Below are 25543 nucleotides of genomic sequence, written 5' to 3' on the forward strand. Positions count from 1 at the left end.
GGAGGCGCCAGCGCCGCACGGCGCAATTAACGGTGGCGGGACCGCTCAACTGCAGTCCGCGTTGAGCGACGGGTAGGCCGTGTTGAGCAGCCACTTGCCGTTCGTGGTCCTCGAATTGGCGTACCAGAAGCAGACCTTGACCGGCTTGAACTTGCGCCAGTTGGTGCAGATGCCGTCCCCGTCGGCGGAGGTGCAGGCCCATCCCGCGGTGATGCCGACACTGGCCGCATCGACGATGTCCTTCGCGCCGCCACCGGTGCCGCAGTCGACGTGCTTGCCGGTCTTGGCCGCTGCCCAGTTGTTGAAGGCGCCCTGGAACGTCGCCCAGTTGGCGAACGCCGATTTTCCGAGCTGACTCTGCGCGCCGCTGGGTGGTAGCGGCGTCGTGGCGTTCTGCATGTGCAGGCCGACGTGCCCGCCAATGCCACCAGCGGCGCGATTGGCGGTGTCCGACGCGGTGCTGGCCACGATGTTGTCGACCGCGGTGCAGGTCTTGGCCTGAGCGGAACAGGTGAGCAGCGTCGCGCAGAACGCGGCGACGAGGGACAGGGATCGGGGTGTGAACATCGAGTCTCTCCAAAGGCAGCGCGGATGCGCGCTCTTCAGACGTCAGTGGCGGTCGCTATGTGAAGCGGCGCGCGGTATGCGATGCGATTTCGTGCGGCCCGGTTGGGCTTGCGGCAGCGGGATGGCCGTCTGCGCTGTTTGCTTTTCGGCCGAGGGCGACGAACGTGCGGTTTGGCGTGGGCTTTTGGGAAAGTGGCGTGCCATGGATCGAGCATCGTCGCGGCGGGTTGGTGCCACCGGTGCGCCAAAGCGGTCTGGAGCCTGAGGACTTCGCGCGTCGGGACTGAAGTCCCTCCCACAGGGCATCTCGCGGTTCCATGCTCCGCCGCCACCGCCACCGCCACCGCCACCGCCACCGGCGACTGCGACTGCGACTGCGCGCTGTGCATGCCCTTGTGGGAGGGACTTCAGTCCCGACGCGACCCAAAGCGGCTGCGGCCATCCGAGAAGGGAAGCCGGCCCGGGCCGGCAGGCGAGCAGCCCCGCAACGGCCCCGCTTTTGCCAATCCCGACTCCCCAATCCCAAATCCTCGCCTCACCCAGGTGACGCCGGCCGCCGCAGGTTGTATATTTTGTGTTAATTATGCTGCGGCGCGGCAAGGACTCGGCGCGCTCCCGATTACGCCCACCCATCCCGGAGTTCCCATGTCTGCCAGTTGGTCGCTGCGCGCCAGTGCGCTTGCCGTTGCCGTCGTTTCCGCGCTTTCGTTCCCCGCCGTCGCCCAGCAGGCGGACAGCACCGACGGGGTCGCCCGTCTGGACACGATCAAGGTCACCGCCGAGCGCCGCGCCGAGGACTCCAAGGACGTGCCGGTGTCGGCCAGCGTGCTGCGCCCGGAATACCTGGACGCCATCGCCACCAGCGGCTCGGACGTGCGCGTGCTGGCCGGCAAGGCGCCCAGCCTCAACGTCGAGTCGTCCAACGGCCGCGTGTTCCCGCGCTTCTACATCCGCGGCTACGGCAACACCGACTTCAACACCTACGCCTCGCAGCCTGTGTCGCTGATCTATGACGACGTGGTCGCCGAGAACGCGTTCCTGAAGGGCTTCCCGATCTTCGACCTGCAGAGCCTGGAAGTGCTGCGCGGTCCGCAGGGCACGCTGTTCGGCCGCAACACCCCCGCTGGCGTGGTCAAGTTCAACTCGGTCAAGCCGACCATCGGCGCCAACGACGGCTACGCCAGCCTGTCCTACGGCACCTACGGCACCATGACCATGGAAACCGGCCTGAGCGTGGCGATGGGCGACAAGTGGGCCGCGCGCCTGTCGGCGCTGGGCCAGCGCCGCGGCGACTGGGTCGACAACACCATCGACAACCGCTCCTTCGAAGGCTACATGGACTCGGCGGTGCGCCTGCAGGTGCTGTTCCAGCCGGGCGAGGACTTCAGCGCGCTGTTCAACGCGCACGCGCGCCACCTCGACGGCACCGCGCGGCTGTTCCGCGCCAACATCTTCCAGCCGGGCACCAACCAGCTGGTCGCCGGCTTCGATCCGGACAAGGTGTCCATCGACGGCAAGAACACCCAGGAACTGCAGACCTACGGCGGCAGCGCCAACCTGACCTGGGACCTGGGCGACATCGTGCTGCACTCGATCACCGGCTACGAGGGCATCGGCAAGTACTACAGCCGCGGCGACATCGACGGCGGCTACGGCGCGGTGTTCGCGCCGCCGTCCGGCCCCGGGGTGATCCCGTTCCCGGTGGAGACCGCCGGCGGCATCAAGAACCTGGACCAGTACTCGCAGGAGCTGCGCGCCGAGTCGCAGTACACCGGACCGCTGAACTGGCAGGCCGGTCTGTACTACTTCCACGATTCGGTGGAAGGCGAGAACTACACCTACAACACCCTGGCCGGCGGCACCCTGTCCAGCTATCAGCTGACCCGCCAGCGCAACACCTCGTGGGCGGCGTTCGGCTCGCTGAACTACGCGGCCACCGAGCGCCTGAACCTGCGCGCCGGTATCCGCTACACCTACGACAAGAAGACCTTCGACGTGCTCGCGCTGGACCGCGTGACCCTGCAGCAGCCCTCCAGCGGCAGCACCGACAATTCCAAGGTCACCGGCGATCTCAGCGCCACCTACACCATCAACGACGACGTCAACGTCTATGCGCGCGCCGCCCGCGGCTTCCGCGGCGCCAGCTTCGGCGTGCCGTCGGCCACCGCGCCGCTGACCGTGGCCGCACCGGAGACCGTGGACTCCTACGAGATCGGCATCAAGTCCGACCTGTTCGACAAGCGTGCGCGCCTGAGCTTCGACGTCTACGACTTCAAGGTGAAGAACCAGCAGCTGACCGCGGTCGGCGGCGCCTCCAACGACGTGCGCCTGCTCAACGCCAAGGCCTCCAAGGCGCGCGGCGCCGAGTTCGACTTCGAAGCGCTGCTGACCCAGAACCTGCGCATGACCCTGGGCGGCGCCTACAACTGGACCCGCATCGAGGACCCGACCCTGTCTGTGGGCGTGTGCCGCACCTGCACCGTGACCGATCCGATCAACGCCTCCGGCCGCGCGCTGATCGACGGCAACGTGCTGCCGCAGGCGGCCAAGTGGATGGGCAACGCGACCCTGCGCTACGGCATCCCGGTCGGCGACGATGCCGAGTTCTTCTTCTTCACCGACTGGTCCTACCGCAGCGAGATCAACTTCTTCCTGTACGACTCGCGCGAGTTCGTCGGCCAGCCGCTGCTCGAGGGCGGTGCCAAGATCGGCTACAACTGGGGCGCCGGTGCGTATGAAGTCTCGGTGTTCTGCCGCAACTGCACCAACCAGATCCGCGCCACCGGTGCGATCGACTTCAACAACCTCACCGGCTTCATCAACGATCCGCGCATCGTCGGCGCGCAGTTCCGCGCCAACTTCTGATCCGCGGCCTCGCCGTTGCAACACCGACCGCCGGCTATCATGCCGGCGGTTCTTTTTTGGGAGACGCGCATGCGCGTGCTGAAGCAATGGGCGGCGTCGGCGCTGCTGATCGCGGCCGTGTGGGTGAACGATGCGACGGCGGCCACGGCGCCAGCAACGGCCGTGTCGCTGCAGAAGGTGGTGGTGTCCACCGACATCGGCGACGACATCGACGATGCGTTCGCACTGGCGCTGCTGTTGCGCAGCCCGGAGCTGCAGGTGCTGGGCATCGCCTCGGCCTGGGGCGATACCGGCCTGCGCGCGCAACTGCTGCAGCGGCTGCTGCAGCAGGCCGGTCGCAACGACATCCCGCTGGCGATCGGGGAGCGCACCGACAGCACGATTCCCTTCAGCCAGGCACGCTGGGCAGCCAAGGGCACGCTGCCGCGCAAGGCGCCGGATGCGGCGCAGTTCATCCTGGACCAGGCGCGGCGGCATCCCGGCGAGGTCACTCTGCTGGTGCTCGGCCCGCTGACCGACGCGGCGCGCGCGCAGCAGCGCGACCCGGCCGGTTTCGCGCAACTCAAGCAGATGGTGTTGATGGGCGGCTCGGTACGCGTGGGCTACGGCAAGTCGCGCTACCGCCCGCCGAGTCCGCCGGCGGCCGAGTACAACATCGCCGCCGACATTCCCGCCGCGCAGCGCGTGTTCGGCGCCGGCGTGCCGATCGTGATGCTGCCGCTGGACGCCACCCAGGTGACCCTGGAGGAGCCGGAGCGGGTGGCGCTGTTCGCCCATGGCGAGCCGCTGACCGATGCGCTGGCGCAGCTCTACTACCAATGGCGCGACACCGACCAGCCCTGGGCCAGCGCCACCCCGACCCTGTTCGATGTGGTGCCGGTGGCGCAGTTGCTGGATCCCGGCCTGTGCCCCACCGTGCCGCTGCGCATCGTGGTCGACGACAAGGGCTACACCCGCGAGACGCCGACGGCGGACGCGCCGGGCGCCGCGGCCAACGCGCAGGTGTGTCTGGCGCTGGACCGGCCGCGGCTGATCGCGCTGTACATGCAGCGGCTGCTGCGCTGACGTGTGGTCGCGACAAGTGGGGCAGTGGGCCGATCCGTTGCACTGCAGTCGGGACTGAAGTCCCTCCCACAAGAGGTCTCGTGCCGCCGGTGCTGTGGGTGTCGGCATGGCGCATGGGATTGCCCGCTGTGGAAGCAGCTTCATCGCGACAAGCGGAGCCACTGGCCGATCCGTTGTTCCGCAGTCGGGACTGAAGTCCCTCCCACAAGAGGCTCGCGCCGCCGGTGCTGTGGATGTCGGCATGGCGCATGGGATTGCCCGCTGTGGAAGCAGCTTCATCGCGACAAGCGCAGCCACTGGCCGATCCGTTGCTTTGCAGTCGGGACTGAAGTCCCTCCCACATGAGGCGCGCGCCGTGGGTGCTGTCGGCATGGGCGATCGGATTGACTCCCCTGTGGGAGGGACTTCAGTCCCGACGAGTGGAGCCATCGGCGCCTCCACTGCCGCCGCGCCGGCACCGAAGTCCCTCCCACAATGACTTCGAACGAAGGTGCGCGGATACTCAGGGTAAGAGCGGCTTCAGCCACGACGGGCGTTCCCGGGGATATCTGTTGCGGCTGATGGCCCGAGGCCATGTAGAGCCGTGCCGACGAGATCCACGCGGCGGCCGGTGGCGCGGTGGCGGGATGTGCTTCCGCGCCGACGGCGGCCTGCCGCGCACACGCCGACGGATGGCGCACCTTCGCCCCTCCAGCCGTCGCGCCGGCGCTTTATACTCGCGCCACATTCACGGAGCGAACGCATGCACACGGATTCGAAGCGGCGCTGGGCGGGCCTGCGCGCAGGGTTGATGGGGACGTTCTTGCTGCTGGGCCTGGCGTTGGCGCTGGGCGGCTGCAAGCGCAACGAATCCGGGCAGTTGCCCGAGGCCAGCGGCGAGCCGGTGAAGGGGCATAAGGAAGCGATGAAGGGCTTCGGCCTGGTCCGCGCCTATCCCGACCAGAAGAGCGACGGGCTGTCGCTGGCGCTGGAGTTCTCGCGGCCGCTGGTCGGCACCCAGGATTTCGACAAGCTGCTGCGCTTCGAGGAGAAGGTCGGCACCGACGAGAGCGCCTGGTCGCTGTCCGACGACGGCAAGACCCTGCGCTATCCCTACGTGGAGGCGGCCAAGGACTACACGGTGGTGATCTCGGCCGACCTGCTGGCCGCCGACGGCAGCCGCCTGGGCAAGCCGCTCAAGCAGAAGGTTTACACCGGCGAACTGACCCCGGCGGTCGGCTTCGCCTCGCAGGGCAGCGTGCTGCCGGCGCGCGAGAGCCGCGGGCTGCCGGTGGTCTCGCTCAACGTGCCGGAAGTGGACGTGGAGTTCATGCGGGTCAAGGAGGGCGCGCTGCCGACGTTCTTCGCCCAGTACCAGCGCGGCGGCCGCCGCGGCACCTGGGAACTGGACAGCGAATATGGCGAGCACACCCCGATCTCGCAGATGGCCGACTCGGTCTACGTCAACCGCTTCGTGCTCGGCGGCGACAAGAACGAGCGCGCGCTGACCTACCTGCCGATCCAGGAAATCAAGGAACTGCAGGCGCCGGGCCTGTACTTCGCGGTGCTGCGCCGCCCCGGCAAGTTCGACAACGAGTACGACACCGCCTTCTTCACCGTCAGCGACATCGGCCTGCACGCGCGCGCCTACAAGGACAAGCTGTTCGTGCACACCGCCTCGCTGCAGAGCGGCGAGCCGCTGAAGAAGGTGGAGCTGCGCGTGCTCGGCGCCGACGGCGAGCTGTTCCTCAAGGGCCAGACCGACGACAACGGCAACGCGCTGCTGAACTACACGCTCGACGCCGGCCAGGTGCTGGTGGCGCGCAGCGGCACCGACCTGTCGATGCTGCCGTTCAACCAGCCGGCGCTGGACCTGAGCGAGTTCGCGGTGGCCGGGCGCGAGAACGCCTGGTTCGACGTGTTCGCCTGGTCCGGCCGCGACCTGTACCGCCCCGGCGAGACCGTGCGGGTGTCGGCGCTGCTGCGCGACAACGACGGCAAGCCGGTGCCGACCACCGGCAAGGGCGCACAGCCGGTGTTCCTGCGGCTTAAGCAGCCCGACGGCAAGATCTTCCGCGAGACCCGGCTGCAGCCGGGCGAGCAGGGCTACTTCAGTTTTGAGCAGCTGATCCCCGCCGATGCGCCGACCGGGCGCTGGCAGGTGGAGTTCCGCACCGACCCGACCAGCAAGGAAGCGGTGCAGGGCATGACCCTGCGCATCGAGGAGTTCCTGCCCGAGCGCATGAAGCTGGACCTGGACAGCGCGCAGAAGACGCTCAAGCCGGGCGAGCCGTTCAAGCTGCAGGCCACCGCCGCCTACCTGTACGGCGCGCCGGCGGCGGGCAACCGCTTCACCGCCAAGCTGGCGGTGGCGGTCGAGCAGCATCCGGTGGAGGCGCTGCCGGGCTACTTCTTCGGCGACCCGACGCTGCAGTTGCCGCGCGAGGCCAAGGACGTGGTCGATACCGAGTTCGGCGCCGACGGCAAGCTCAGCGAGGACCTGGCGCTGCCCGACGAGGCCAAGCCGACCAGCACCATCGCCGCGCTGGTCTCGGCCAGCGTGTACGAGACCGGCGGCCGCACCGTCACCCGCACGCTCAAGCGCGTGCTGTGGCCGGCGCCGGCGCTGGTCGGCGTGCGCCCGCTGTTCGACGACAAGGACGGTGCCGACGCCAACGCCAATGCGCGCTTCGAACTGATGCGGGTGGATGCGCAGGGCAAGCCGCAGCCGGCCAAGGGCCTGAAGGTGACCCTGGTGCGCGAGCTGCGCGACTACCATTGGGCGTTCGCCGACAACCGTTGGGACTACGACTTCACCCGTCGCTTCGAGAACAAGCAGACGCTCACCGTCGATGCCGGCGCCAGCGCCGCCAAGTTCGATTTCCCGGTGGAGTGGGGCGAGTACCGGGTGGACGTGTTCGACCCGGCCACCGGCCTGACAACGCGCTATCCGTTCCATGCCGGCTGGAGCTGGAACGACGAGAACCGCGGCCTCGATGCGCGTCCGGACAAGGTCAAGCTGGCGCTGGACAAGACCGGCTACAAGGCCGGCGACACGCTCAAGGTCACCCTGACCCCGCCGCATGCCGGCCCCGGCCTGCTGATGGTCGAGAGCGACCGCATGCTGTACGTGCAGGACATCGACGTGAAGCCGGGCAGCACGTTTGAGATCCCGGTGACCAAGGACTGGGAGCGCCACGACGTCTATGTCACCGCGCTGGTGTTCCGCGGCGGCTCGGCGCCGAGCAAGATCACCCCGGCGCGCGCGGTCGGCGTGGCCTACGTGCCGATGGACCGCAAGGCCCGGCGCGTGGCGGTGGGCCTGGTCGCGCCCAAGCAGATGCGCCCGGAGCAGCCGCTGCCGGTGACGGTGAGCGTGCCGGAACTGGCCGGCAAGCAGGCGCACGTGACCATCTCCGCGGTGGACGTGGGCATCCTCAACATCACCCGCTTCCCGGTGCCCGACGCCAATGCGCAGTTCTTCGCGCAGCGGCGCTTGGGCGTGGATGCGTACGACATCTACGGCCGGGTCATCGAGAGCTTCGAGGGCGGCACCGGCAAGCTACGCTTCGGCGGCGACATGGCGCTGGCGGCGTTGCCGCAGGCCAAGCGGCCGACCGCGCGGGTGCAGACCGTGGACCTGTTCTCCGGCCCGGTGCAACTGGACGCCAAGGGCAACGCCCGCGTGCAGCTGCCGGTGCCGGACTTCAACGGCACCCTGCGCGTGTCGGCGCTGGTCTATTCGGACGAGCGCTACGGCAACCGCGACGTGGAGACCCTGGTGCGCGCGCCGATCGTGGCCGAGGCCAGCATGCCGCGGGTGATGGCGCCGGGCGACCGCAGCACCGTGACCCTGGACGTGCAGAACTTCACCGGCCAGCCGGGCGAGTTCAAGGTGCGGGTGGATGGCGAAGGCCCGCTGGCGATCGCCGACAACGCACGCAGCGCCAAGCTGGGCAAGGACGGCAAGGCCACGCTGAGCTTCCCGCTGGTGGCGCAGGAGGGCTACACGGTGGCCAAGGTGCGGGTGCGGGTGGAAGGCAATGGCTATGCCGCCGACCGCCGCTACGACCTGCCGGTACGCGCGGCGTGGCCGTCGGTGCTGCGCGCGCAGACCCGCGTGCTGGACACGCTGGCGCCGGTGACGCTGGGCGCCAGCGATGCCGAAGGCCTGATGGCCGGCTCGGTCAACGCACGCATGCTGGTCAGCGCATTGCCGCCGATCCCGTTCGCCAGCGCCCTGCAGGGCGCGCTGGAATACCCCTACGGCTGCGCCGAGCAGACCACCAGCAAGGGCTACGCCGCGCTGCTGCTCGACGACGCCACCGCGCGCCTGCTCGGGGTCAAGGGCCTGGATGCGGCCACGCGCCGCGCGCGCATGGAAGGCGCGTTCGGGCGGCTGGCCTCGATGCAGGTCTCCAGCGGTCACTTCTCGATGTGGGGCGACGACGGCTACGTCAATCCGGGGCTGACCCCGTACATCGCCGAGTTCCTGCTCGACGCCAAGGACGCCGGTTTCGCGGTGCCCGACAACGTGCTGCAGAAGGCGTTGAACCGGCTCAGCGAGGACCTGCTGTCCGGCGGCAACAACTTCTACGGCCAGGACCGCCGCGAGAACCTGAAGTTCGCCAACCAGGCCTGGTCCGGCTACGTGCTGGCGCGGGTCAACCGCGCGCCGCTGGGCACGCTGCGCGCGCTGTACGACAACGACCGCGGCAAGGCGCTGACCGGCCTGTCGCTGGTGCACCTGGGCGTGGCGCTGTCGCTGCAGGGCGACAAGAGGCGCGGCGAGGCGGCGATCGCCGCCGGTTTCGCCAAGGACAGCGCCGACCGGCCGCGCTACTTCGGCGACTACGGCAGCGTGGTCCGCGACGACGCGCTGATGATCGCGCTGCTGCACGAGCGCGGCCTGGCCAAGCCCGAGTACGACGCGCGGGTGATGGCGCTGGGCCGCGAGCTGGACGCGCGCCGCCGCGGCGGCTGGCTGTGGCTGAGCACGCAGGAGCAAGTGGCGCTGGCGCGCATGGGCAAGGCCTTGCTCAACAGCCAGACCGCGCAGGTGTCCGGGCAGTTGAGCATCGGCGACAGCAGCGAGGCGATCGCCCCGGCCAAGGCCTTCGGCCGCCAGTTCGGCGAGGCCGAGCTGGCGCGCGGCGTGCACTTCGTGCCGCAGGGCCAGCCGCCGCTGTACGCCAGCCTGGAGATCGCCGGCGTGCCGCGCACCCCGCCGGCGGCCGACGACAGCACGCTGAAGGTGGAGCGCAGCTTCTACGGCACCGACGGCAAGCCGTGGACGCCGCAGCCGCTGAAGGAGGGCGAGGCGCTGATCGTGCGCGTCACCATCACCTCCGACACCAGCATGCCCGACGCGTTGCTGACCGACCTGCTGCCGGCTGGCCTGGAGATCGAGAACTTCAACCTGGGCGACGCCAAGCAGTGGGCCGACGTGGTGGTGGACGGCATCGAGATCAGCGACCGCTCCAACGCCGCCGACGTCAAGCACGAGGAGTTCCGCGACGACCGCTACGTGGCCGCGCTGAGCCTGTCGGCGGGCAGCAAGGCGCAGGTGTTCTACCTGGTGCGCGCGGTGACCCCGGGCACCTACACGGTGCCGCCGTCGCTGGTCGAGGACATGTACCGTCCCGACCTGCGCGGGGTGGGGCGCAGCAACCCCGGCACGATCAACGTCGTGCAGCCCTGACGAAAGCCCCCCTCTCCCTGCGGGAGAGGGGCCGGGGGTGAGGGTACGACCGCAAGGGAAGCCGCCTGACTCCCCTCTCCCCCCGGGAGAGGGGCCGGGGGTGAGGGTCCGACCGCCAGAGAACCCCACCAGCAATCCCGCACCAACCCCCCAGGGGCCGGGGATGAAGGGACGCCGGCCAGCAATGTCAGCAGAAGGGACGGCTACCATGACCGCCGCACCCAGCGCGCCGCCGCCGGCGCACGCCTGGTCTGCCGCTGCGTCCACCCTCTCGTTCCTGGAGCCAGTCATGTCCCCCGCATCCTCGCCGTCCGCTGCACCCCACCTGGACACCGTGGTATTCGATCTCGGCGGTGTCCTGATCGACTGGAATCCGCGCCATCTGTACCGCCGTCTGTTCGACGACGAGGCAGCGATGGAAGCCTTCCTGCGCGAGGTGTGCAGTCCGCAGTGGAACGAGCGCCAGGACGCCGGGCGGCCATGGCAGGAGGCGGTGGCCGAACTCAGCGCGCTGCATCCGACGCATGCGCCGATGATCGCCGCCTACCACGCGCGCTGGCCGGAGATGCTCGGCGGGGCGCTGGACGCCACGGTGGCGGTGCTGGACGAACTGCGCGGGCAGGGCGTGCGGCTGTACGCGTTGACCAACTGGTCGCACGAGACCTTCCCGATCGCGCGCGAACGCTATCCGTTCCTGCAGTGGTTCGAAGGCGTGCTGGTGTCGGGCGAGGAGCGCCTGGTCAAACCGGACCCGGCGATCTTCGCGCTGCTGTGCGAACGCTATGCGATCGACCCGGCGCGGGCGGTGTTCATCGACGACGCACCGCGCAACGTGCACGCCGCCGCAGCCACCGGCATGCACGCGCTGCAGTTCCGCGACGCCGTCACCTTGCGCGAGGACCTGGTCGCGCTGGGCCTGCTGCCGCCGCGCGCGCCAGCGCCCTGATCCACGCCGCGCCGTCGCCAGCGCAGCGTCCTGGCGGTCACGGTGCGGCGCCTTGCGCCGACAGCGATGCCATGGGCCGTTCCACGCCCTGAGAGCGGCCGGCCGTTCGCCGATGCCGTACGAAACGTCGTGGCCAGTGCCGCACGGGCGCTGTCGCCAGGCTTTCCGCTGGCCGCCATCGCAGCGTCATATCCCTGGGATTAAATAACGAACTTTAAGTTACTTAATTCGGTCAACCAGGGGACATCGCCATGCAACCACTCACCCATCGGCGCCGCGCGCTGATCGTCTGCGCGCTCGCCGCCAGCTGCCAGGCCGCGCTCGCACAGGACGCCGCGTCCACCACGGCGACGCTCGCTGCCGACGCCAGTGCCGTCGCGGCCGCCACCGCACCGGCCGTCGGCGACGCCACGCCCGACACCACGCCCAACGCCGCCGCCAGCCACGACGGCACCACCACGCTGTCCAGCGTGATGGTCACCGGCGTGCGCAAGGCCAATGCCGCCGCGATCGAGAGCAAGCGCGCGGCCACCAACATCACCGACGTGGTCAGCTCCACCGACGTGCGTGCGCTGCCGGACACCACCATCGTCGAGGCGCTGCGCCGCATCCCCGGCCTGTCGGTGCTGCCGGCCACCGACAACGAACATCCGCGCGACGAAGCCGCCACTCCGGTGCTGCGCGGCCTCGGCCCGTCCTACAACAACGTCACCATCGACGGCCTGACCGTGGCCTCGCCGGGCACGCCCAACGGCACGCTGGGCTCGATCACCCGCGGCGTGCGCCTGGACATCCTGCCGGCCTCGATGGTCAGCGAACTGCAGGTCATCAAGACCTTCACCCCGGACCTGGACCCGAACGCCACCGGCGGTGCGATCAACCTCAAGACCCGCAGCGCGTTCGAGAACGGCGGCAAGCCGTTCTTCACCGCCGAGGCCTCGCTGGGCCACGCCAACGACGTCGGCAAGCCGCGCGACCAGGACGACCCGGGCTACCGCCTGCTCGCCACCGGCAGCCGCACCTTCGGCAGCGAAGGGCAGTACGGCCTGACCCTGTCCGGCAACTACCAGACGCTGAGCAGCTACACCGAAACCCACATGACCACCGACACGGTGCACTACGGGTTCTACGACAACAGCGGCGCACTGCAGAGCGGCACCAACCTGGGCAACGGCTGGGCCGTGCCGCAGCAGGACAAGTACTGGTACGTGATGGACAAGCGCGACCGCTACGGCCTCACCGGCAAGTTCGAGGCGCGGCTGAGCGAATCCCTGCAGGCCTACGCCATGGCCGGCTACTACTATTTCCGCGACAACATGGAGCGCAACGAGGTCATCCTCGATCCGCGCAACCGCAACCGCGTCTACAACCAGACCGCCACCAGCGGCACGTACCCGGTCGGCGACGTGGAAGTGGGCTACTCCAACCAGATCACCACCACCCGCACCAAGCTCGGCCAGACCGGTTTCGAATGGCGCCCGGACGACCGCCAGGTGCTGTCGGCGCGCGCGTCCTGGTCCGATGCCACCTATGCCGAACCGATCAAGATGATCAAGTACGTCACCGGCGCGCAGCGCCCGGCGGCGGTGCCCACCGGGCAGACCGGCCCCGGCGTCACCGTGGTGCCGACCGCGGCCTATGGCTTCAACTACGACACCTCCGCGCTGAACCAGCGTTTCCCGATGGCGGCGCAGGCGTACTACAACTACGACAACTACAGCCTGCTGTACTGGCGCCCGGACTACCAGCGCGACGCGCGCGACAAGGTGCTCACCGGGCGCCTGGACTACGCCTTCAACCGCGGCGAGATGGACCGCGGCTTCGGCTTCGGCAGCGGCCTGAGCTACACCCGCGACGAACCCGGCTTCGACATCTACCGCGTCGAATACCAGCCCAACCGCAGCGCGCCGCCGCTGAAGATCGCCGACGTGCTGGCGCCGTCCAATGCGCCGATGCGCTACCTGGGCCTGAACCTGATCGCGATCGATCCGGACAAGGCCAACCAGGTGCTGAGCGCCACGCCGCTGAGCGCGTTCAACCGCACCGACCAGAGCGCCTTCAGCAACCAGGACAACTTCAGCCATCGCGAGGAGATCTTCGGTGCCTACGGCCTGGTCGGCTATCGCGCCGACGATTTCGATGTGGAAGCCGGCCTGCACTACGACCATACCGACCAGTCCACGGTCGGCCGCCAGCGGCAACTGGATGCGGCCACCGGCAGCTACGTCTACGTCGATGCGCCGACCGAGTCGCGCTACGCCAAGGTGCTGCCGTCGGCGGTGATGACCTACCACGTCAACGACCGCCTCGACCTGCGCGCCGGCGCCAGCCGCACGCTCGGCCGCCCGCCCTACGACGCCTACGCCGCGCGCACCTCGATCGGCTTCGTCAACAGCAGCGACATGGGCAATCCCAACGCGCAGGGCGTGACCGTCACCATCGGCAATCCGGACATCAAGCCGCGCGTGTCCACCAACCTGGACCTGTCGCTGGAATGGCGCCTGCCCGACGATTTCGACGGCATGCTCGCCGCGGCGCTGTTCGACAAGCGCATCCAGGACGAGATCTTCACCCTCTCGCGCACCGACCAGTTCAGCTTCAACGGCACCACCTATTCCAACGTGCTGATCAGCACCCCGGCCAACGCCGCCAAGGCGCACGTGCGCGGCCTGGAGCTGAGCGCAGTGTTCAACACCCTGTTCCCGGGCGTGCCGGCGCTGTCCGGCCTGGGCGCCAGCGCCAACCTGGCGCTGCTCGATGGCGGCATGGACGTGCCGTTCACCAGCGGCAGCGCGCCCAACCTGGTGCAGAGCCAGCGCACCGTCGATCGCCTGGTCGGGCAGCCGGACTACACCGCCAACGCCTCGCTGTTCTACACCGTCGGCGGCGTCGAACTGCGTGCGGCCTACAACCGCCAGGGCAAGGCGCTGCGCGCCATCGTCAGCAACATCGCCTGGCAGGATCTGTATTGGGCGCCGCGTTCGCAGCTGGACCTGTCGGCGACCTGGGCGGTGAGCAAGCAGCTCAGCGTGGTCGGCCAGATCAGCAATGTCACCCACAGCCGCCTCACCAGCTTCACCGGCCCCGGCGAGAACCTGCTGAAGGACAGTTATTCGATGCCGACCACCTACTGGCTCGGCCTGCGCTTCACCCCGTCGCTGTGACCGTTGCCGGAGACCTTCCATGAACCTGCTTTTCTCGCGCGGCGCGATCATTGCCGCACTGCTGACCGCGACGGCCCCGGCCATCGCCGCCATCGCCCCGATCCAGGCGCGCCTGGCCGCACCCGACGGCGGCATCTTCGTCGTCGCCCACCGCGGCTGCCACAATCCCGCGCCCGCGCACGGCTTTCCCGGGCACGCACCGGAGAACTCGCTGCTGGGGCTGGAGCGCTGCGTGACGCTGGGCGTGGACATGCTGGAAACCGACATCCGCCGCGCCGGCGACGGCACCCTGGTGATGTTCCATGACGCCACCGTCGACCGCACCACCGACGGCACCGGCAAGGTCGCCGAACTGACCTGGCCGCAACTGTCGCGGTTGCGCCTGCGCGACGACGAGGGCGGCGCCGACGCGCCGCTCACCGACCAGCATCCAGTGACGCTGGCGCAGATGCTGGCCGCGGCCAAGGGCCGGATCATGCTCAACCTCGACGTCAAGGCGCCGATCTACGCCGAGGTGGTCGATGCGGTGCGCCGCGCCGGCATGGAGCGCCAGGTGGTGGTGAAGACCGAGGTCGGCGTCGCCAGCCAGGACCTGGCGTCGATGCCGCCGTTCGACCGGATCAACTTCACCCCGGTGCTGCTCAACCCGCCGGGAACCGACGACCTGGTGCAGACCGTGCGCACCCAGACCGATGGCAAGGTGCGGCCGGTGGCGATCGAATTGCCGCGGATGCGTCTGGCCCAGTTGCCGGCGGTGACGGCGCTGGCCAGGCAGCGACAGGTGCGGCTGCTGGTCAATACGCTGTGGGAGGGCTTCGTCGCCGACGTCGGCGGCGATGCCGATGCGGTGCGCGATCCGGATGCGGTGTGGGGGCGGCTGTACCGCGCCGGCATCGGCGCCTTCCAGACCGACGAACCGGAAGCGCTGCTGCGCTATCGCGCGTCGCTGGAAAAGCCCTGACCGGCGCATGGCCGTTCAACTGTCCGTAATCGGTCGCTGCGCGACCGCTTGCGGACGCCGCGACCGCGCGCGCCGCGGTCGCGGCGCAACGGATTCAATGGGTTAGCGCGGTTCGCCGATTGGCATGCGGCCTGCTGTACAGCAGGCATGGATATCGCGAAATCCCCGAACCGTTCGTTCTGGCACCACCGCCGCCGCTGGCTGGTGGCGGCCGCCATCGGCGTGGTGCTGTTGGGCATTGCGCTGCTCGGCAGCGGCCGCGCCGCACCAAGGGTGGCGCGCAGCGAAGTGTGGATCGATGCGGCCACGCGCGGCGAGATGCGTCGCGAGGTTCGCGCCAACGGCGTGCTGGTGCCGCGGCAGATCCGCTGGATCACCGCCGGGGCCCCGGCCACTGTGCAACAGCAACGGGTCGAGGCCGGCGCGCGCGTGCTGGCCGATACGCCGATCCTGCAACTGGTCAACCCGGAACTGGAGGCCGGCCTGGACCGCGCCCGCGCTGCGCTGGCCGGCGCCGATGCCGACCTGGCCGCACTGCACGCCGCGTTGGCCTCGCAACTGCTCGACCAGCAGGCGTTGCAGGCGCAGGCCGAGTCCGAGTTGCAGATCGCGCAGATCAAGGCCAAGGCCTACCGGCGCGGCCACGACGGCGGCGCGATCTCGGCGATCGACCTGACCCAGAGCCAGATCGTCGAGGCGCAGCAACGCGGCCGCGCCGACATCGAACGCAAACGCGTCGCCGCGTTTCGGCAGAACATGGCCGCGCAGCTGCGCGCGGCACAGGCACGGCGCGAGCAGGCCGCCAGTGCGCTGGCCATCGCCACGCAACAGGCCGATTCGCTGCAGGTACGTGCCGGCAGCGACGGCATCCTGCAGCAGGTGGACGTGGAGCCCGGCCAGCGCGTCGAGGCCGGCGCGAAGCTGGCGCGGGTGGCGCGCCCGGACGACCTGCTGGCACGCCTGCAGGTGCCCGAAGTCCTGGCCAAGGACGTGATCGAAGGCCTGCCGGTGGCGGTGGACACGCACAACGGCGTGGTCAGCGGGCAGGTGGCGCGGATCGATCCGGCGGTGCGCAGCGGCAGCGTGGCGGTCGACGTGCGGCTGACGCCGCCGTTGCCGCCTGGCGTGCGCCCGGACCTGTCGGTGGACGGTCGCATCGTGCTCGGCACGCTGCGCGACGTGGTCAGCATCCCGCGCCCGGCGCTGGCCGTGCCCAACGCCGCCGGCAGCCTGTTCGTGCTGCGCGACGGCGGCGACACCGCGCAGCGCATCCGCGTGCGCTTCGGCGCCGCCTCCAGCGACCGTATCGAAGTCCGCGCCGGCCTGCGCGCCGGCGACCGCGTCGTGCTGTCCGACACCAGCCAGTGGAATGCCGACGCCACCTTGCGCTTACGCTAGCCTCACCAGGAGAGATCCCGCATGACCGCAGTTCCCGCACCATCCGCCACGCCGCTGATCCACCTGCACGGGCTCAGCAAGGTGTTCCACACCGAGGAAGTGGAAACCCACGCCCTGGCCGAGATCGCACTGGACGTGGCGCCTGGCGATTTCGTCGCCATCACCGGCCCCTCCGGCTGCGGCAAGTCGACGCTGCTGTCGATCCTGGGCCTGCTCGATGCGCCCAGCGGCGGCACCTACCGGCTCAACGGCCGCAGCGTCGCCGAGCTGGATACCGTCGGCCGCGCGCGCATCCGCAACGCCGAGATCGGCTTCATCTTCCAGGCCTTCAACCTGATCGCCGATCTCACCGTGGAAGAGAACGTGGCGCTGCCGCTGACCTACCGCGAGGGCGCCCAGCGCAGCCAGATCCGCCAGCGCGTGCGCGAGGTGCTGGAACTGGTCGGCATGCAGCATCGCCACAAGCACTATCCGGGGCAGTTGTCCGGCGGCCAGCAGCAGCGCGTGGCGGTGGCGCGCGCACTGGCCGGCAACCCGGCGATCCTGCTCGCCGACGAACCCACCGGCAACCTGGACAGCCGCAACGGCGAGGCGGTGATGCAGTTGCTCGAACAACTGCACGACAACGGCACCACCTTGTGCATGGTCACCCACGATCCGGCGTTCGCGCGGCGCGCGCAGCGCATCGTGCACATGCTCGACGGCCGCATCGTCGACGAGGACACCTTCGAGCGGCTGCGCCACGAACAGGACGTGGCGTTGCCGGCGCGTGCCGCGGGGCAGGTACGATGAGCGCCGCCCTGCAGTGGACCGAGATGCGGCAATCCTGGCGCACGCTCGCGCGCAGGCCGGGCTATCTGCTGCTGGCGGTGCTGACCCTGGCCCTGGGCGTGGCCACCACCACCGCGGTTTCGCGCTGCTCGACCAGGCCTTGCTGAAGCCGCTGCCGTTCCCGCAGCCGGAGCGGCTGGTCACCCTCGGCCTGTCCAGCGACCCTGGCCGCAATGTCGCTGCGCCCGGCTACTACCCGGTGTTGCGGCGCATGTCGAGCCTGCAGTCCATCGGCATCGCGCGCGGGTTCCCGGTGCCAGCCAACGTCGCCCGCGGCGATGCCAGCGAGGTGGTCGCGTCGATCAGTGCCGATGCCGGCTTCCTGCGCACGCTCGGCCTGCCGATGGCGGCCGGGCGCAACTTCAACGATGAGGAAAGCCGGCCCGGCGGGCCGCAGGCGGTGATCCTCAGCCATCGTTTCTGGCAGCGCTATTTCGATGGCGACCGGTCCGCGGTGGGACGCACCCTGCAGGTGGAAGGCAAGCCGGTGCAGATCGTCGGCGTGCTGCCGGCGGAGTTCCCCTGGGCCGAGCCGTTCGACCTGATCCGCAACATGCAGCCGGACCTGGCCGCGACCAATCTGTCCACCAACGAGATCGTGGTGGCGCGGTTGCGGCCCGGCGTCAGCGTGGCCGCGGCGTCCGCGCAGACCGCGACGACGCTCCAGGCCCTGTTGCGTAACAGCCCGCACATGGACGCGTCGTGGTGGGCGTCGCTGCAGCGACGGCCGCCCAACGCGCTGCCGCTGCAGGACAGCCTGTACGACGCCAACAGCGGCAACACGCTGTGGCTGTTCTTCGCCGCGGCTGCCTGCGTGCTGCTGATCGCCGCGATCAACCTCACCAGCCTGATGCTGTTGCGCGCGCTCGGGCGCAGCCACGACAGCGCGGTGCGTGCCGCGCTGGGCGCCTCGTGGCTGCGCTTGAGCCTGCCGGCATTGGCTGAAGGCGTGCTGATCGGCGCGCTCGGCAGCCTGGCCGGCCTGGTGCTGGCCTGGCTGGGCCTGCGTCTGCTCGGCGGCTGGGTGCCGCTGATGTGGATGCGCGGCGAGGCGCCGCATCTGAGCGGCGCCAGCGTGCTGTTCGCGCTGCTCGCCGGCGGCGCGACGGCGCTGTTGGCCGCAGCGCTGGGCATCGTGCGCGGCCGCCGCCGCAATCTGGTGACGGAACTGGCTGGTGGTGGGCGCGGCGGCTGGAGCCTGCAGGCCGGCCGCCTCGGCCGTGTCCTGGTGATCGCGCAGGTGGCCATCGCCGTGGTGCTGCTGATCGGCGCGGCCCTGTTCACCCGCACCTTGCAGAAGCTGGCGGAGGTGCCGATGGGCTTCGAGAGCCACTCGGCGGTGGTGTTCACCCTGGCGCCGGTGAAGGAGCGCTACATCACCGCGGCCGATGCGGTGGAGCAGACCCGGCGTATCGTCGCGCGCTTGCAGCAGGTGCCTGGCATCGACCGCGTGGGGGTGTCGACCAATCCGCCGACGGCGACGCGGTTGAGCTGGAGCGTGGAGATCGATGGCGCGTCGTCCGTCGACAGCCAGTACCGGTTGGCCACGCCGCAGTTCCTGGAGGTCTTCCGCATTCCCTTGCTGGCCGGGCGCGGGATCGCCGACAGCGATGTGGCCGGAGGCGAGCGGGTCTGCGTGGTCAGCGCGAGCTTCGCTGCGCGTTACCTGCACGGGCAGGCGCTGGGCAAGATCGTCAGCTTGCCCGACGACGGCGGCGACCAGCGCGTGTCGATGCGCGTGGTCGGCGTGGTCGGCGACGTGCGCCACACCAGCCCGGCCGAGCCGCCGGAGCCGACCGTGTACCAGCCGCTGGCGCAGATGAGCGAGCCGATGTGGCAGATCCTCCGCGGCTTCGGCGCGCTGACCTATGCGGTGCATCTGCGGGCCGGCGCACTGGGTGCCGACGAGCGCGCGCTGCGTGCCGCCATCGAGGAAGTGGCGCCACAGCAGCCGATCGCCGAGCTGCAACCGATGCAGGCGCTGGTCGCCAGCACCACCGGCGAACAGAAGCTCAACCTGCTGCTGGTGGGGCTGTTCGCGGGACTGGCTTTGTTGCTGGCGGCTGTCGGCCTGTACGCGGTGATGGCGGTGGCGGTGGCCGCACGCCAGCACGAGTTCGGCGTGCGCGCCGCGCTCGGCGCACCGCCGGCGCGGCTGCGGCGGCAGGTGCTGGGCGAGGCCGGCGTGCAGATCGGCGTGGGCCTGCTGCTGGGCCTGGGCGTGGCGATGGCGCTGTCGCGGCTGCTGCAACGGTACTTGTTCGAGGTGCGCGTGGCCGACCCGCTGGCGATCGGCGCGGTGCTGCTGGTGCTGGCCGCCGCCGGCCTGCTCGCCGCGCTGGCACCGGCGCGGCGCGCGGCACGGGTGCCGCCGATGCAGGCTTTGCGCGCCGAATGATGCGCTTTGCGTTCCGATGCGGGTACGCCACCACAGGCGCCGTGGCGCCTGTCCGCCACGCCCGGCCGCTAGACTCTGCGCCATGACCGACGCCCGCACATCGCCCTTGCCGCGCATTCTCGTCGTCGACGACCAGGCCGACGTGCGCGAAGCCTTGCGCATGCTGCTCAAGAGCGCCGGCTACGGCATGGTCGGCGCCGAGTCGCCGGAGCTGGCGCTGGCCTGCCTGCGCGGCGACGCGTTCGCCGCGGTGCTGGTGGACATGAACTATGCGCGCGACACCACCTCCGGCGCCGAAGGCCTGGCCTTGATCGCGCAGATCGCCGCGCAATGGCCGGGGCTGCCGGTGATCGCGATGACCGCCTGGGCCAGCATCGAACTGGCGGTGGCGGCGATGCGCGAGGGCGCGGTGGATTTCATCGAAAAGCCCTGGCAGAACGCGCGGGTCCTGGCGGTGCTGGAGAGCCGCATCGCATTGGACCGCAGCCGCCGCGCCGCGCAACGTCTGGGCGAGGCGCAGGCGCTGTTGCTGCAGGACGGTGCCGCCGGCTTCGTCGCCGAATCGGCACCGATGCAGCGCCTGGTCGAGGACCTTCTGCGCATCGCCGGCAGCGGCGCCAACGTGCTGCTGCTGGGCGAGAACGGCACCGGCAAGAGCCTGCTGGCGCAGTTGCTGCACCAGTGGTCGCCGCGTCGCACGCAGGCCTTCGTCAAGGTCAACATCGGCGGCCTGGCGCCCACCCTGTTCGAGGCCGAACTGTTCGGTCACGTGCGCGGCGCCTACACCGACGCGCGCCAGGACCGCGCCGGCCGTTTCGAACTGGCCGATGGCGGCACCCTGTTCCTGGACGAGATCGGCAACCTGCCGCTGCAGCAGCAGCCCAAGCTGCTGCGCGCGATCGAGGACGGCGAGTTCGAGCGGCTCGGCTCCTCGCGCACGCAACGGGTGGACGTGCGCATCGTCGCGGCGACCAATGCCGATCTGGAGGCGGACGTGGCGGCCGGCCGCTTCCGCCAGGATCTGCTGTACCGGCTCAACACCTTCCAGGTACGCGTACCGCCGCTGCGCGAGCGCGGTGCCGACATCCTGCCGCTGGCGCGGCATTACCTGGCCGCCGCCTGCACCCGCTACCGGCGGCCGCTGCCGACGCTGGCGCGCGACGCCGAGCGCGCGCTGCTCGGTTACGCCTGGCCCGGCAATGTGCGTGAGCTGGCGCATGCGATGGAGCGTGCGGCGCTGCTGGCCGACGGCAGCACCCTGGGCAGCGACGACCTGCGCCTGCAGCCGGCGACGAATGCCGCGCCGGCACTGTCGACGCAACTCACCCTGGAAGAAGCCGAGGCGCTGCTGCTGAAGCAGGCGCTGGCGCAGCACCAAGGCAACCTGCAGCGCACCGCCGACCAGCTCGGCATCACCCGGCAGAGCCTGTACCGGCGCCTGGGCAAGCACGGGCTGCGCAGCGATGACGCCGGCTGAGCGACAGCGCTTCCGGCCGCTGTGGCTGGTGGCGCCGGCCTTGCTGGCCTTGGTGCTGGTGCTTGCCGCCGGCGCGCCGCGGTGGCCCGAGGCGATCGTGCTGCTGCTGTGCGTGCTGGTGCTGACCATGGCGCTGTGGCGCTGGCAGCAGCGCGATGCCGGGCAGCGCCTGCGCACCCTCGGTGGCCTGCTGGACGCGCTGCGCGAGGGCGACTACAGCGTGCGTGCGGCGCAGGACGCGCGCGATGCCGACGGCCTGCTGGCGCGGTTCAACGCCCTGGCGCAGCGCCTGCAGGACGAACAGCGCGATTCGCACGAAAGCCTGCAACTGCTGAGCAAGACCCTGGCGGCGCTGGACGGGGCGGTGTTTGCGTTCGAACAGGACCAGCGCCTGCGCCTGGTCAATCCGGCCGGCGAGCGCCTGCTCGGCGTCGCCGCCCAGCAGGCCATCGGGCAATCCGCGCAGGCGTTGGGACTGGCCGGCCTGTTCGACGTGCCGTCGGGCAGCATCCAGGCGCATGCGTTCGCCGGGCAGCAGGGGCGCTGGCAGATCGGCCACGCCGCCTTGCGCAGCCGCAGCCAGGCCGGCCGGCTGCTGCTGGTACAGCCGATGGAGCGCGCACTGCGCGAGGAGGAGGCGCAGGCCTTCCGCCGCCTGCTGCGCGTGCTCAGTCACGAGATCAACAACTCGCTGACGCCGATCGCCTCGATCGCCGACACCCTGGCGCGCCTGCTGGCGGCCGCGCCGCAGGCGCTCGACGCCGAACTGCAGGCCGATCTGCACAACGGGCTGGGCGTGATCGAACAGCGCAGCGCGGCGCTGCAGCGCTTCCTGGGCGGCTACGCGCGCCTGGCCAGGCTGCCCGCGCCGGTCCCGGCGCCAGTGGCGCTGGCACCGCTGTGCGCGCGCGTGCAGCGGCTGCTGGACGATGCACGAGTGCAGGTCGAGGTCGCGCCGTCGCTGCATGCGTGCGCCGACGCCGACCAGCTCGAACAGGTGCTGATCAACCTGCTGCGCAACGCGCTGGAAGCCGGCGGCAGCGCGCCGGTGACGCTGCGCGCGAGTGCCGACGGCGCCAGCGTGTCGATCGAGGTGTGCGACGGCGGTGCCGGCCTGCCGCCCAGCGACAATCTGTTCGTGCCGTTCTTCACCACCAAGCCCGGCGGTTCGGGTATCGGCCTGGTGCTATCGCGGCAGATCCTGGAAGCGCAGGGCGGCAGCCTGCGCCTGGAGGCCCGTACGGACGCGCAAGGCAGCGTGGCGACGCTGCGATTGCCGCTGGCGTAGTGGCAGAAGGAGCGCTTTGTTGCTGGTGCCCCGGAGCAGTTGGGCACCCATCGTCGGCGATACCGAACGGGCAGGGGATATCCCGCTCGCCGCGCCGTCGCCGCAACAGGCAAAATGGCCGCTTCCATCGGGAGCCCGCATGCCACTGGACGACACCGCCGCCTCGCACGTCGCGCGGCGCCCCCGGCGCTGGACGCGCCTGCTGCCGTGGCTGCGCTGGGGCACGGTGGCGCTGCTGTCGAGTCTGTTGTTGCTGGACCTGGCGTTTCCGCTGCCGCTGCCGAAGTCGCGCGACACCTCGACCCTGGTGGTGGCCGCCGACGGCACCCCGCTGCGTGCCTTCGCCGACAGCAACGGCGTCTGGCGTTATCCGGCCACCCCGGACAGCGTCTCGCCGCTGTATCTGCAGGCGCTGCTGAACTACGAGGACCGCTGGTTCTGGCGGCATCCCGGGGTCAATCCCTGGGCGCTGCTGCGCGCGGCCAAGCAGTGGCTGTTCTCGCGCCACATCGTCTCCGGTGGTTCCACCCTGACCATGCAGGTGGCGCGCATCCTGATGCCGCCCGAGGTCAGTACGCGCACGCCGTGGGGCAAGGCCCAGCAGGCGCTGCGTGCGCTGCAGCTGGAAGCGCACCTGAGCAAGCGGCAGATCCTGCAGCTGTACCTGGAGCGCGCGCCCTACGGCGGCACTATCGAAGGCGTGGAGGCGGCGAGCTGGGCCTACCTGGGCAAGCCGGCCGCACGCCTGTCGCAGGCCGAGGCGGCGCTGCTGGCGGTACTGCCGCAGGCACCGAGCCGGTTGCGCCCGGACCGGCATCCGGAGGCGGCGCGCGCGGCGCGCGACAAGGTGCTCGAACGCATGGTCGCGCTGCGCGTGTGGCCGCGCGCACAGGTCGACGATGCGCGCATCGAACCGGTGGTGGCGCGCTCGCTGCAGACGCCGCTGCACGCCGCGCTGCTGGCCGAGCGCCTGCGTCAGCAGCGCCCGCACGCCGCGCACATCGTCTCCACCCTCGACGCCGACCTGCAGCGCACGCTGGAGGACCGGGTCAGCGCCTACTTCTCGCAATTGCCCGAGCGCACCTCGGCGGCCTTGCTGGTGGTGGACAATCGCGACCTGCAGGCGCGCGCCTACATCGGCTCGGTGCAGTTCGGCGACCGCCGCCGGCTCGGCGACGTGGACATGGTGCAGGCCTGGCGCTCGCCCGGCTCCACGCTCAAGCCGTTCCTGTACGGCATGGCCCTGGACGATGGCCTGATCCACTCCGAAAGCCTGCTGGTCGACGCGCCGCAGAGTTTCGGCGACTACCGCCCGGGCAATTTCGACGAAGCCTTCAACGGCCCGATCGGCGCGGCCAGCGCCCTGCGTTTGTCGCTCAACGTGCCGGCGGTGGACCTGCTCGACCGGGTCGGCCCGGCGCGCTTCGCCGCGCGCCTGAGCAACGCCGGCATCGGCCTGAAGTTCCCGCGCGGCAGCACGCCCAACCTGGCGCTGATCCTCGGCGGCACCGGCGCCAAGCTGGAGGAACTGGTCGGCGCCTTCGCCGCGCTCAACCGCGACGGCATCGCCGGCCACGTGCGCTACAGCGCAACCGACAAGCGCATCGAACGGCGCCTGATGTCGCCCGGCGCGGCCTGGATCGTGCGCGAGATGCTCGAGGCCAATCCGCGTCCGGGCTACGGCGTCGGCACCTTCGACGTCGGGACGCGCCCGCGGGTAGCGTGGAAGACCGGCACCAGCTACGGCTACCGCGATGCCTGGGCGATCGGCAGCACCCGCCGCTACACCGTCGGCGTGTGGGTGGGCCGCCCCGACGGCACGCCGCTGCCCGGCCAATACGGCGCGGTGACCGCCTTGCCGCTGATGTTCGAGACTATCGACAGCCTGCCGCGCCTGCGCGGCGACAACGCGCCGCGGCCGATGCCGGCGACGGTGCAGCAGGTGGACGTATGCTGGCCGCTGGGCATCGCCGCCGAGCAGACCCCGCCGGCGTTGTGCCAACGGCGCTTCTCCGCCTATGCGCTGGATGGCGCGGTGCCACCGACCTTCGCCGAGCGCGACGCGCGGCTGTGGAGCGCCGGCCGAGAGACCGTGCAGGTGGACGCGCACAGCGGCCTGCGCCTGTCGCCGGACTGCGCGCAACCGCATGAGGCGGTCACCCGCGATTTGGCGCGCTGGCCGGCGCTGCTGACGCCTTGGCTGCACGCCAGCGAGCGCCAGGCCGGGCAATTGCCGGCGCTGTCACCGGACTGCCGCGACGACGGCCGCGGCCGCAGCGACGTATTGCGCATCGAAGGCCTCAACGACCGCGCCACCCTGGCACGCGCGCCGGGCAGCACCACGGTGCGTCTGCAGGTACGCGCGCTGGGCACGAGCACCCCGGTGGACTGGCTGCTGGACGGCCGCTGGATCGCCCGCACCGAGGGCGCACGCACCTTCCAGCGCGACTTCGCCGACGCCGGCGACCACACCCTGACCGCCCTGGCCAGCAACGGCGCCTGGACCCAGGTACGGTTCCGGGTGCTGCGTTGAGCCGCGGTGGCGCGCGCTCGTAGAAGCCAACTGTCACGCAACGACGACGATCAGCGTAGGCGGATGATCAGACCTCGGAAGCAGTCGGGACTGAAGTCCCTCCCACATCGCTCCCGGACACGAACAAGCGTGAGTCCGTGCGAGAGGCGCGGTCGCTTGGCTTTGGCTGGTTGCTGTTGCTGTTGCTCTTGACTTGCCGGGTTCCCTTCCGAAGCGGCGAACCAGGCGGGAAAAACCCGAAGGGCGGCGTACATGGATGTACGCCGTCCGCGGCAGGGGCAGGATGCCCCTTCCGCGGATCCCGCCTGGTTCGCGGACCCGGAGCGCGCAGCGCGGAGGGCGCGAAGGCAGGGCGCGCTTTCTTTTGGTT

At 70.3% G+C, this 25543-nt stretch carries 14 protein-coding genes; 13 read left to right on the plus strand and 1 reads right to left on the minus strand.

What is annotated here, in order from left to right; all coding sequences use genetic code 11:
- Positions 1-45: 45 nt before the first annotated feature.
- Entirely contained in the window at positions 46-567 is a 522-nt protein-coding gene (locus CEK68_RS11060) for a hypothetical protein (RefSeq protein WP_152239390.1), read from the minus strand.
- A gap of 645 nt (positions 568-1212) precedes the next feature.
- Here CEK68_RS11060 and CEK68_RS11065 point away from each other — a divergent pair.
- The 13 genes from CEK68_RS11065 (at position 1213) to pbpC (ending at position 25173) form a co-directional block, all read left to right on the plus strand.
- Positions 1213-3432 carry a TonB-dependent receptor gene (locus CEK68_RS11065; protein ID WP_152239391.1) on the plus strand — a complete coding sequence of 740 codons (2220 nt, stop codon included), beginning with the start codon at positions 1213-1215 and terminating at the stop codon, positions 3430-3432.
- Positions 3433-3501: 69 nt separating this feature from the next.
- Positions 3502-4497, plus strand: a complete 996-nt coding sequence (locus CEK68_RS11070; RefSeq protein WP_152239392.1) for a nucleoside hydrolase — start codon at positions 3502-3504, stop codon at positions 4495-4497.
- A 790-nt stretch (positions 4498-5287) separates the two neighbouring features.
- Positions 5288-10177: an alpha-2-macroglobulin gene (locus CEK68_RS11075; protein ID WP_193314173.1), complete on the plus strand. Its 4890-nt coding sequence runs from the start codon at positions 5288-5290 to the stop codon at positions 10175-10177.
- Positions 10178-10466: 289 nt separating this feature from the next.
- A complete protein-coding gene (locus CEK68_RS11080; protein ID WP_193314170.1) occupies positions 10467-11123 on the plus strand; it encodes an HAD family phosphatase in 657 nt (218 codons plus the stop codon).
- 251 nt (positions 11124-11374) lie between these two features.
- Complete coding sequence (locus CEK68_RS11085) at positions 11375-14287, plus strand: TonB-dependent receptor (RefSeq protein ID WP_152239394.1); 2913 nt, start codon at positions 11375-11377, stop codon at positions 14285-14287.
- Between the two features lie 19 nt (positions 14288-14306).
- On the plus strand, positions 14307-15248 hold the full coding sequence (locus CEK68_RS11090; protein ID WP_152239395.1) for a glycerophosphodiester phosphodiesterase family protein: 942 nt from the start codon (positions 14307-14309) through the stop codon (positions 15246-15248).
- A gap of 147 nt (positions 15249-15395) precedes the next feature.
- A complete protein-coding gene (locus CEK68_RS11095) occupies positions 15396-16646 on the plus strand; it encodes an efflux RND transporter periplasmic adaptor subunit (protein ID WP_152239396.1) in 1251 nt (416 codons plus the stop codon).
- Between the two features lie 21 nt (positions 16647-16667).
- Positions 16668-17438 (plus strand): ABC transporter ATP-binding protein, encoded by a 771-nt coding sequence (locus CEK68_RS11100; RefSeq protein ID WP_152239397.1) that lies wholly within the window; start codon positions 16668-16670, stop codon positions 17436-17438.
- Positions 17435-17584, plus strand: a complete 150-nt coding sequence (locus tag CEK68_RS20985; protein ID WP_193314171.1) for a hypothetical protein — start codon at positions 17435-17437, stop codon at positions 17582-17584. The genes CEK68_RS11100 and CEK68_RS20985 overlap by 4 nt, the downstream gene beginning before the upstream one ends.
- Entirely contained in the window at positions 17578-19875 is a 2298-nt protein-coding gene (locus CEK68_RS11105; RefSeq protein ID WP_152239398.1) for an ABC transporter permease, read from the plus strand. The genes CEK68_RS20985 and CEK68_RS11105 overlap by 7 nt, the downstream gene beginning before the upstream one ends.
- 82 nt (positions 19876-19957) lie before the next feature.
- Positions 19958-21352 carry a sigma-54 dependent transcriptional regulator gene (locus CEK68_RS11110; RefSeq protein ID WP_152239399.1) on the plus strand — a complete coding sequence of 465 codons (1395 nt, stop codon included), beginning with the start codon at positions 19958-19960 and terminating at the stop codon, positions 21350-21352.
- Positions 21353-22151: 799 nt separating this feature from the next.
- Positions 22152-22640: an ATP-binding protein gene (locus tag CEK68_RS21230; RefSeq protein WP_226977850.1), complete on the plus strand. Its 489-nt coding sequence runs from the start codon at positions 22152-22154 to the stop codon at positions 22638-22640.
- A gap of 139 nt (positions 22641-22779) precedes the next feature.
- Complete coding sequence (pbpC, locus tag CEK68_RS11120; RefSeq protein ID WP_152239401.1) at positions 22780-25173, plus strand: penicillin-binding protein 1C; 2394 nt, start codon at positions 22780-22782, stop codon at positions 25171-25173.
- Positions 25174-25543: the final 370 nt, after the last annotated feature.

Source organism: Xanthomonas sp. LMG 12461 (genome assembly GCF_009192935.1).
Classification (GTDB): Bacteria; Pseudomonadota; Gammaproteobacteria; order Xanthomonadales; family Xanthomonadaceae; genus Xanthomonas_A; species Xanthomonas_A sontii.

Coding starts and splice junctions, on each gene's coding strand:
- CEK68_RS11060 (WP_152239390.1), bottom strand. CDS start 567: ATGTTCACACCCCGATCCCTGTCCCTCGTCGCCGCGTTCTGCGCGACG.
- CEK68_RS11065 (WP_152239391.1), top strand. CDS start 1,213: ATGTCTGCCAGTTGGTCGCTGCGCGCCAGTGCGCTTGCCGTTGCCGTC.
- CEK68_RS11070 (WP_152239392.1), top strand. CDS start 3,502: ATGCGCGTGCTGAAGCAATGGGCGGCGTCGGCGCTGCTGATCGCGGCC.
- CEK68_RS11075 (WP_193314173.1), top strand. CDS start 5,288: ATGGGGACGTTCTTGCTGCTGGGCCTGGCGTTGGCGCTGGGCGGCTGC.
- CEK68_RS11080 (WP_193314170.1), top strand. CDS start 10,467: ATGTCCCCCGCATCCTCGCCGTCCGCTGCACCCCACCTGGACACCGTG.
- CEK68_RS11085 (WP_152239394.1), top strand. CDS start 11,375: ATGCAACCACTCACCCATCGGCGCCGCGCGCTGATCGTCTGCGCGCTC.
- CEK68_RS11090 (WP_152239395.1), top strand. CDS start 14,307: ATGAACCTGCTTTTCTCGCGCGGCGCGATCATTGCCGCACTGCTGACC.
- CEK68_RS11095 (WP_152239396.1), top strand. CDS start 15,396: ATGGATATCGCGAAATCCCCGAACCGTTCGTTCTGGCACCACCGCCGC.
- CEK68_RS11100 (WP_152239397.1), top strand. CDS start 16,668: ATGACCGCAGTTCCCGCACCATCCGCCACGCCGCTGATCCACCTGCAC.
- CEK68_RS20985 (WP_193314171.1), top strand. CDS start 17,435: ATGAGCGCCGCCCTGCAGTGGACCGAGATGCGGCAATCCTGGCGCACG.
- CEK68_RS11110 (WP_152239399.1), top strand. CDS start 19,958: ATGACCGACGCCCGCACATCGCCCTTGCCGCGCATTCTCGTCGTCGAC.
- pbpC (WP_152239401.1), top strand. CDS start 22,780: ATGCCACTGGACGACACCGCCGCCTCGCACGTCGCGCGGCGCCCCCGG.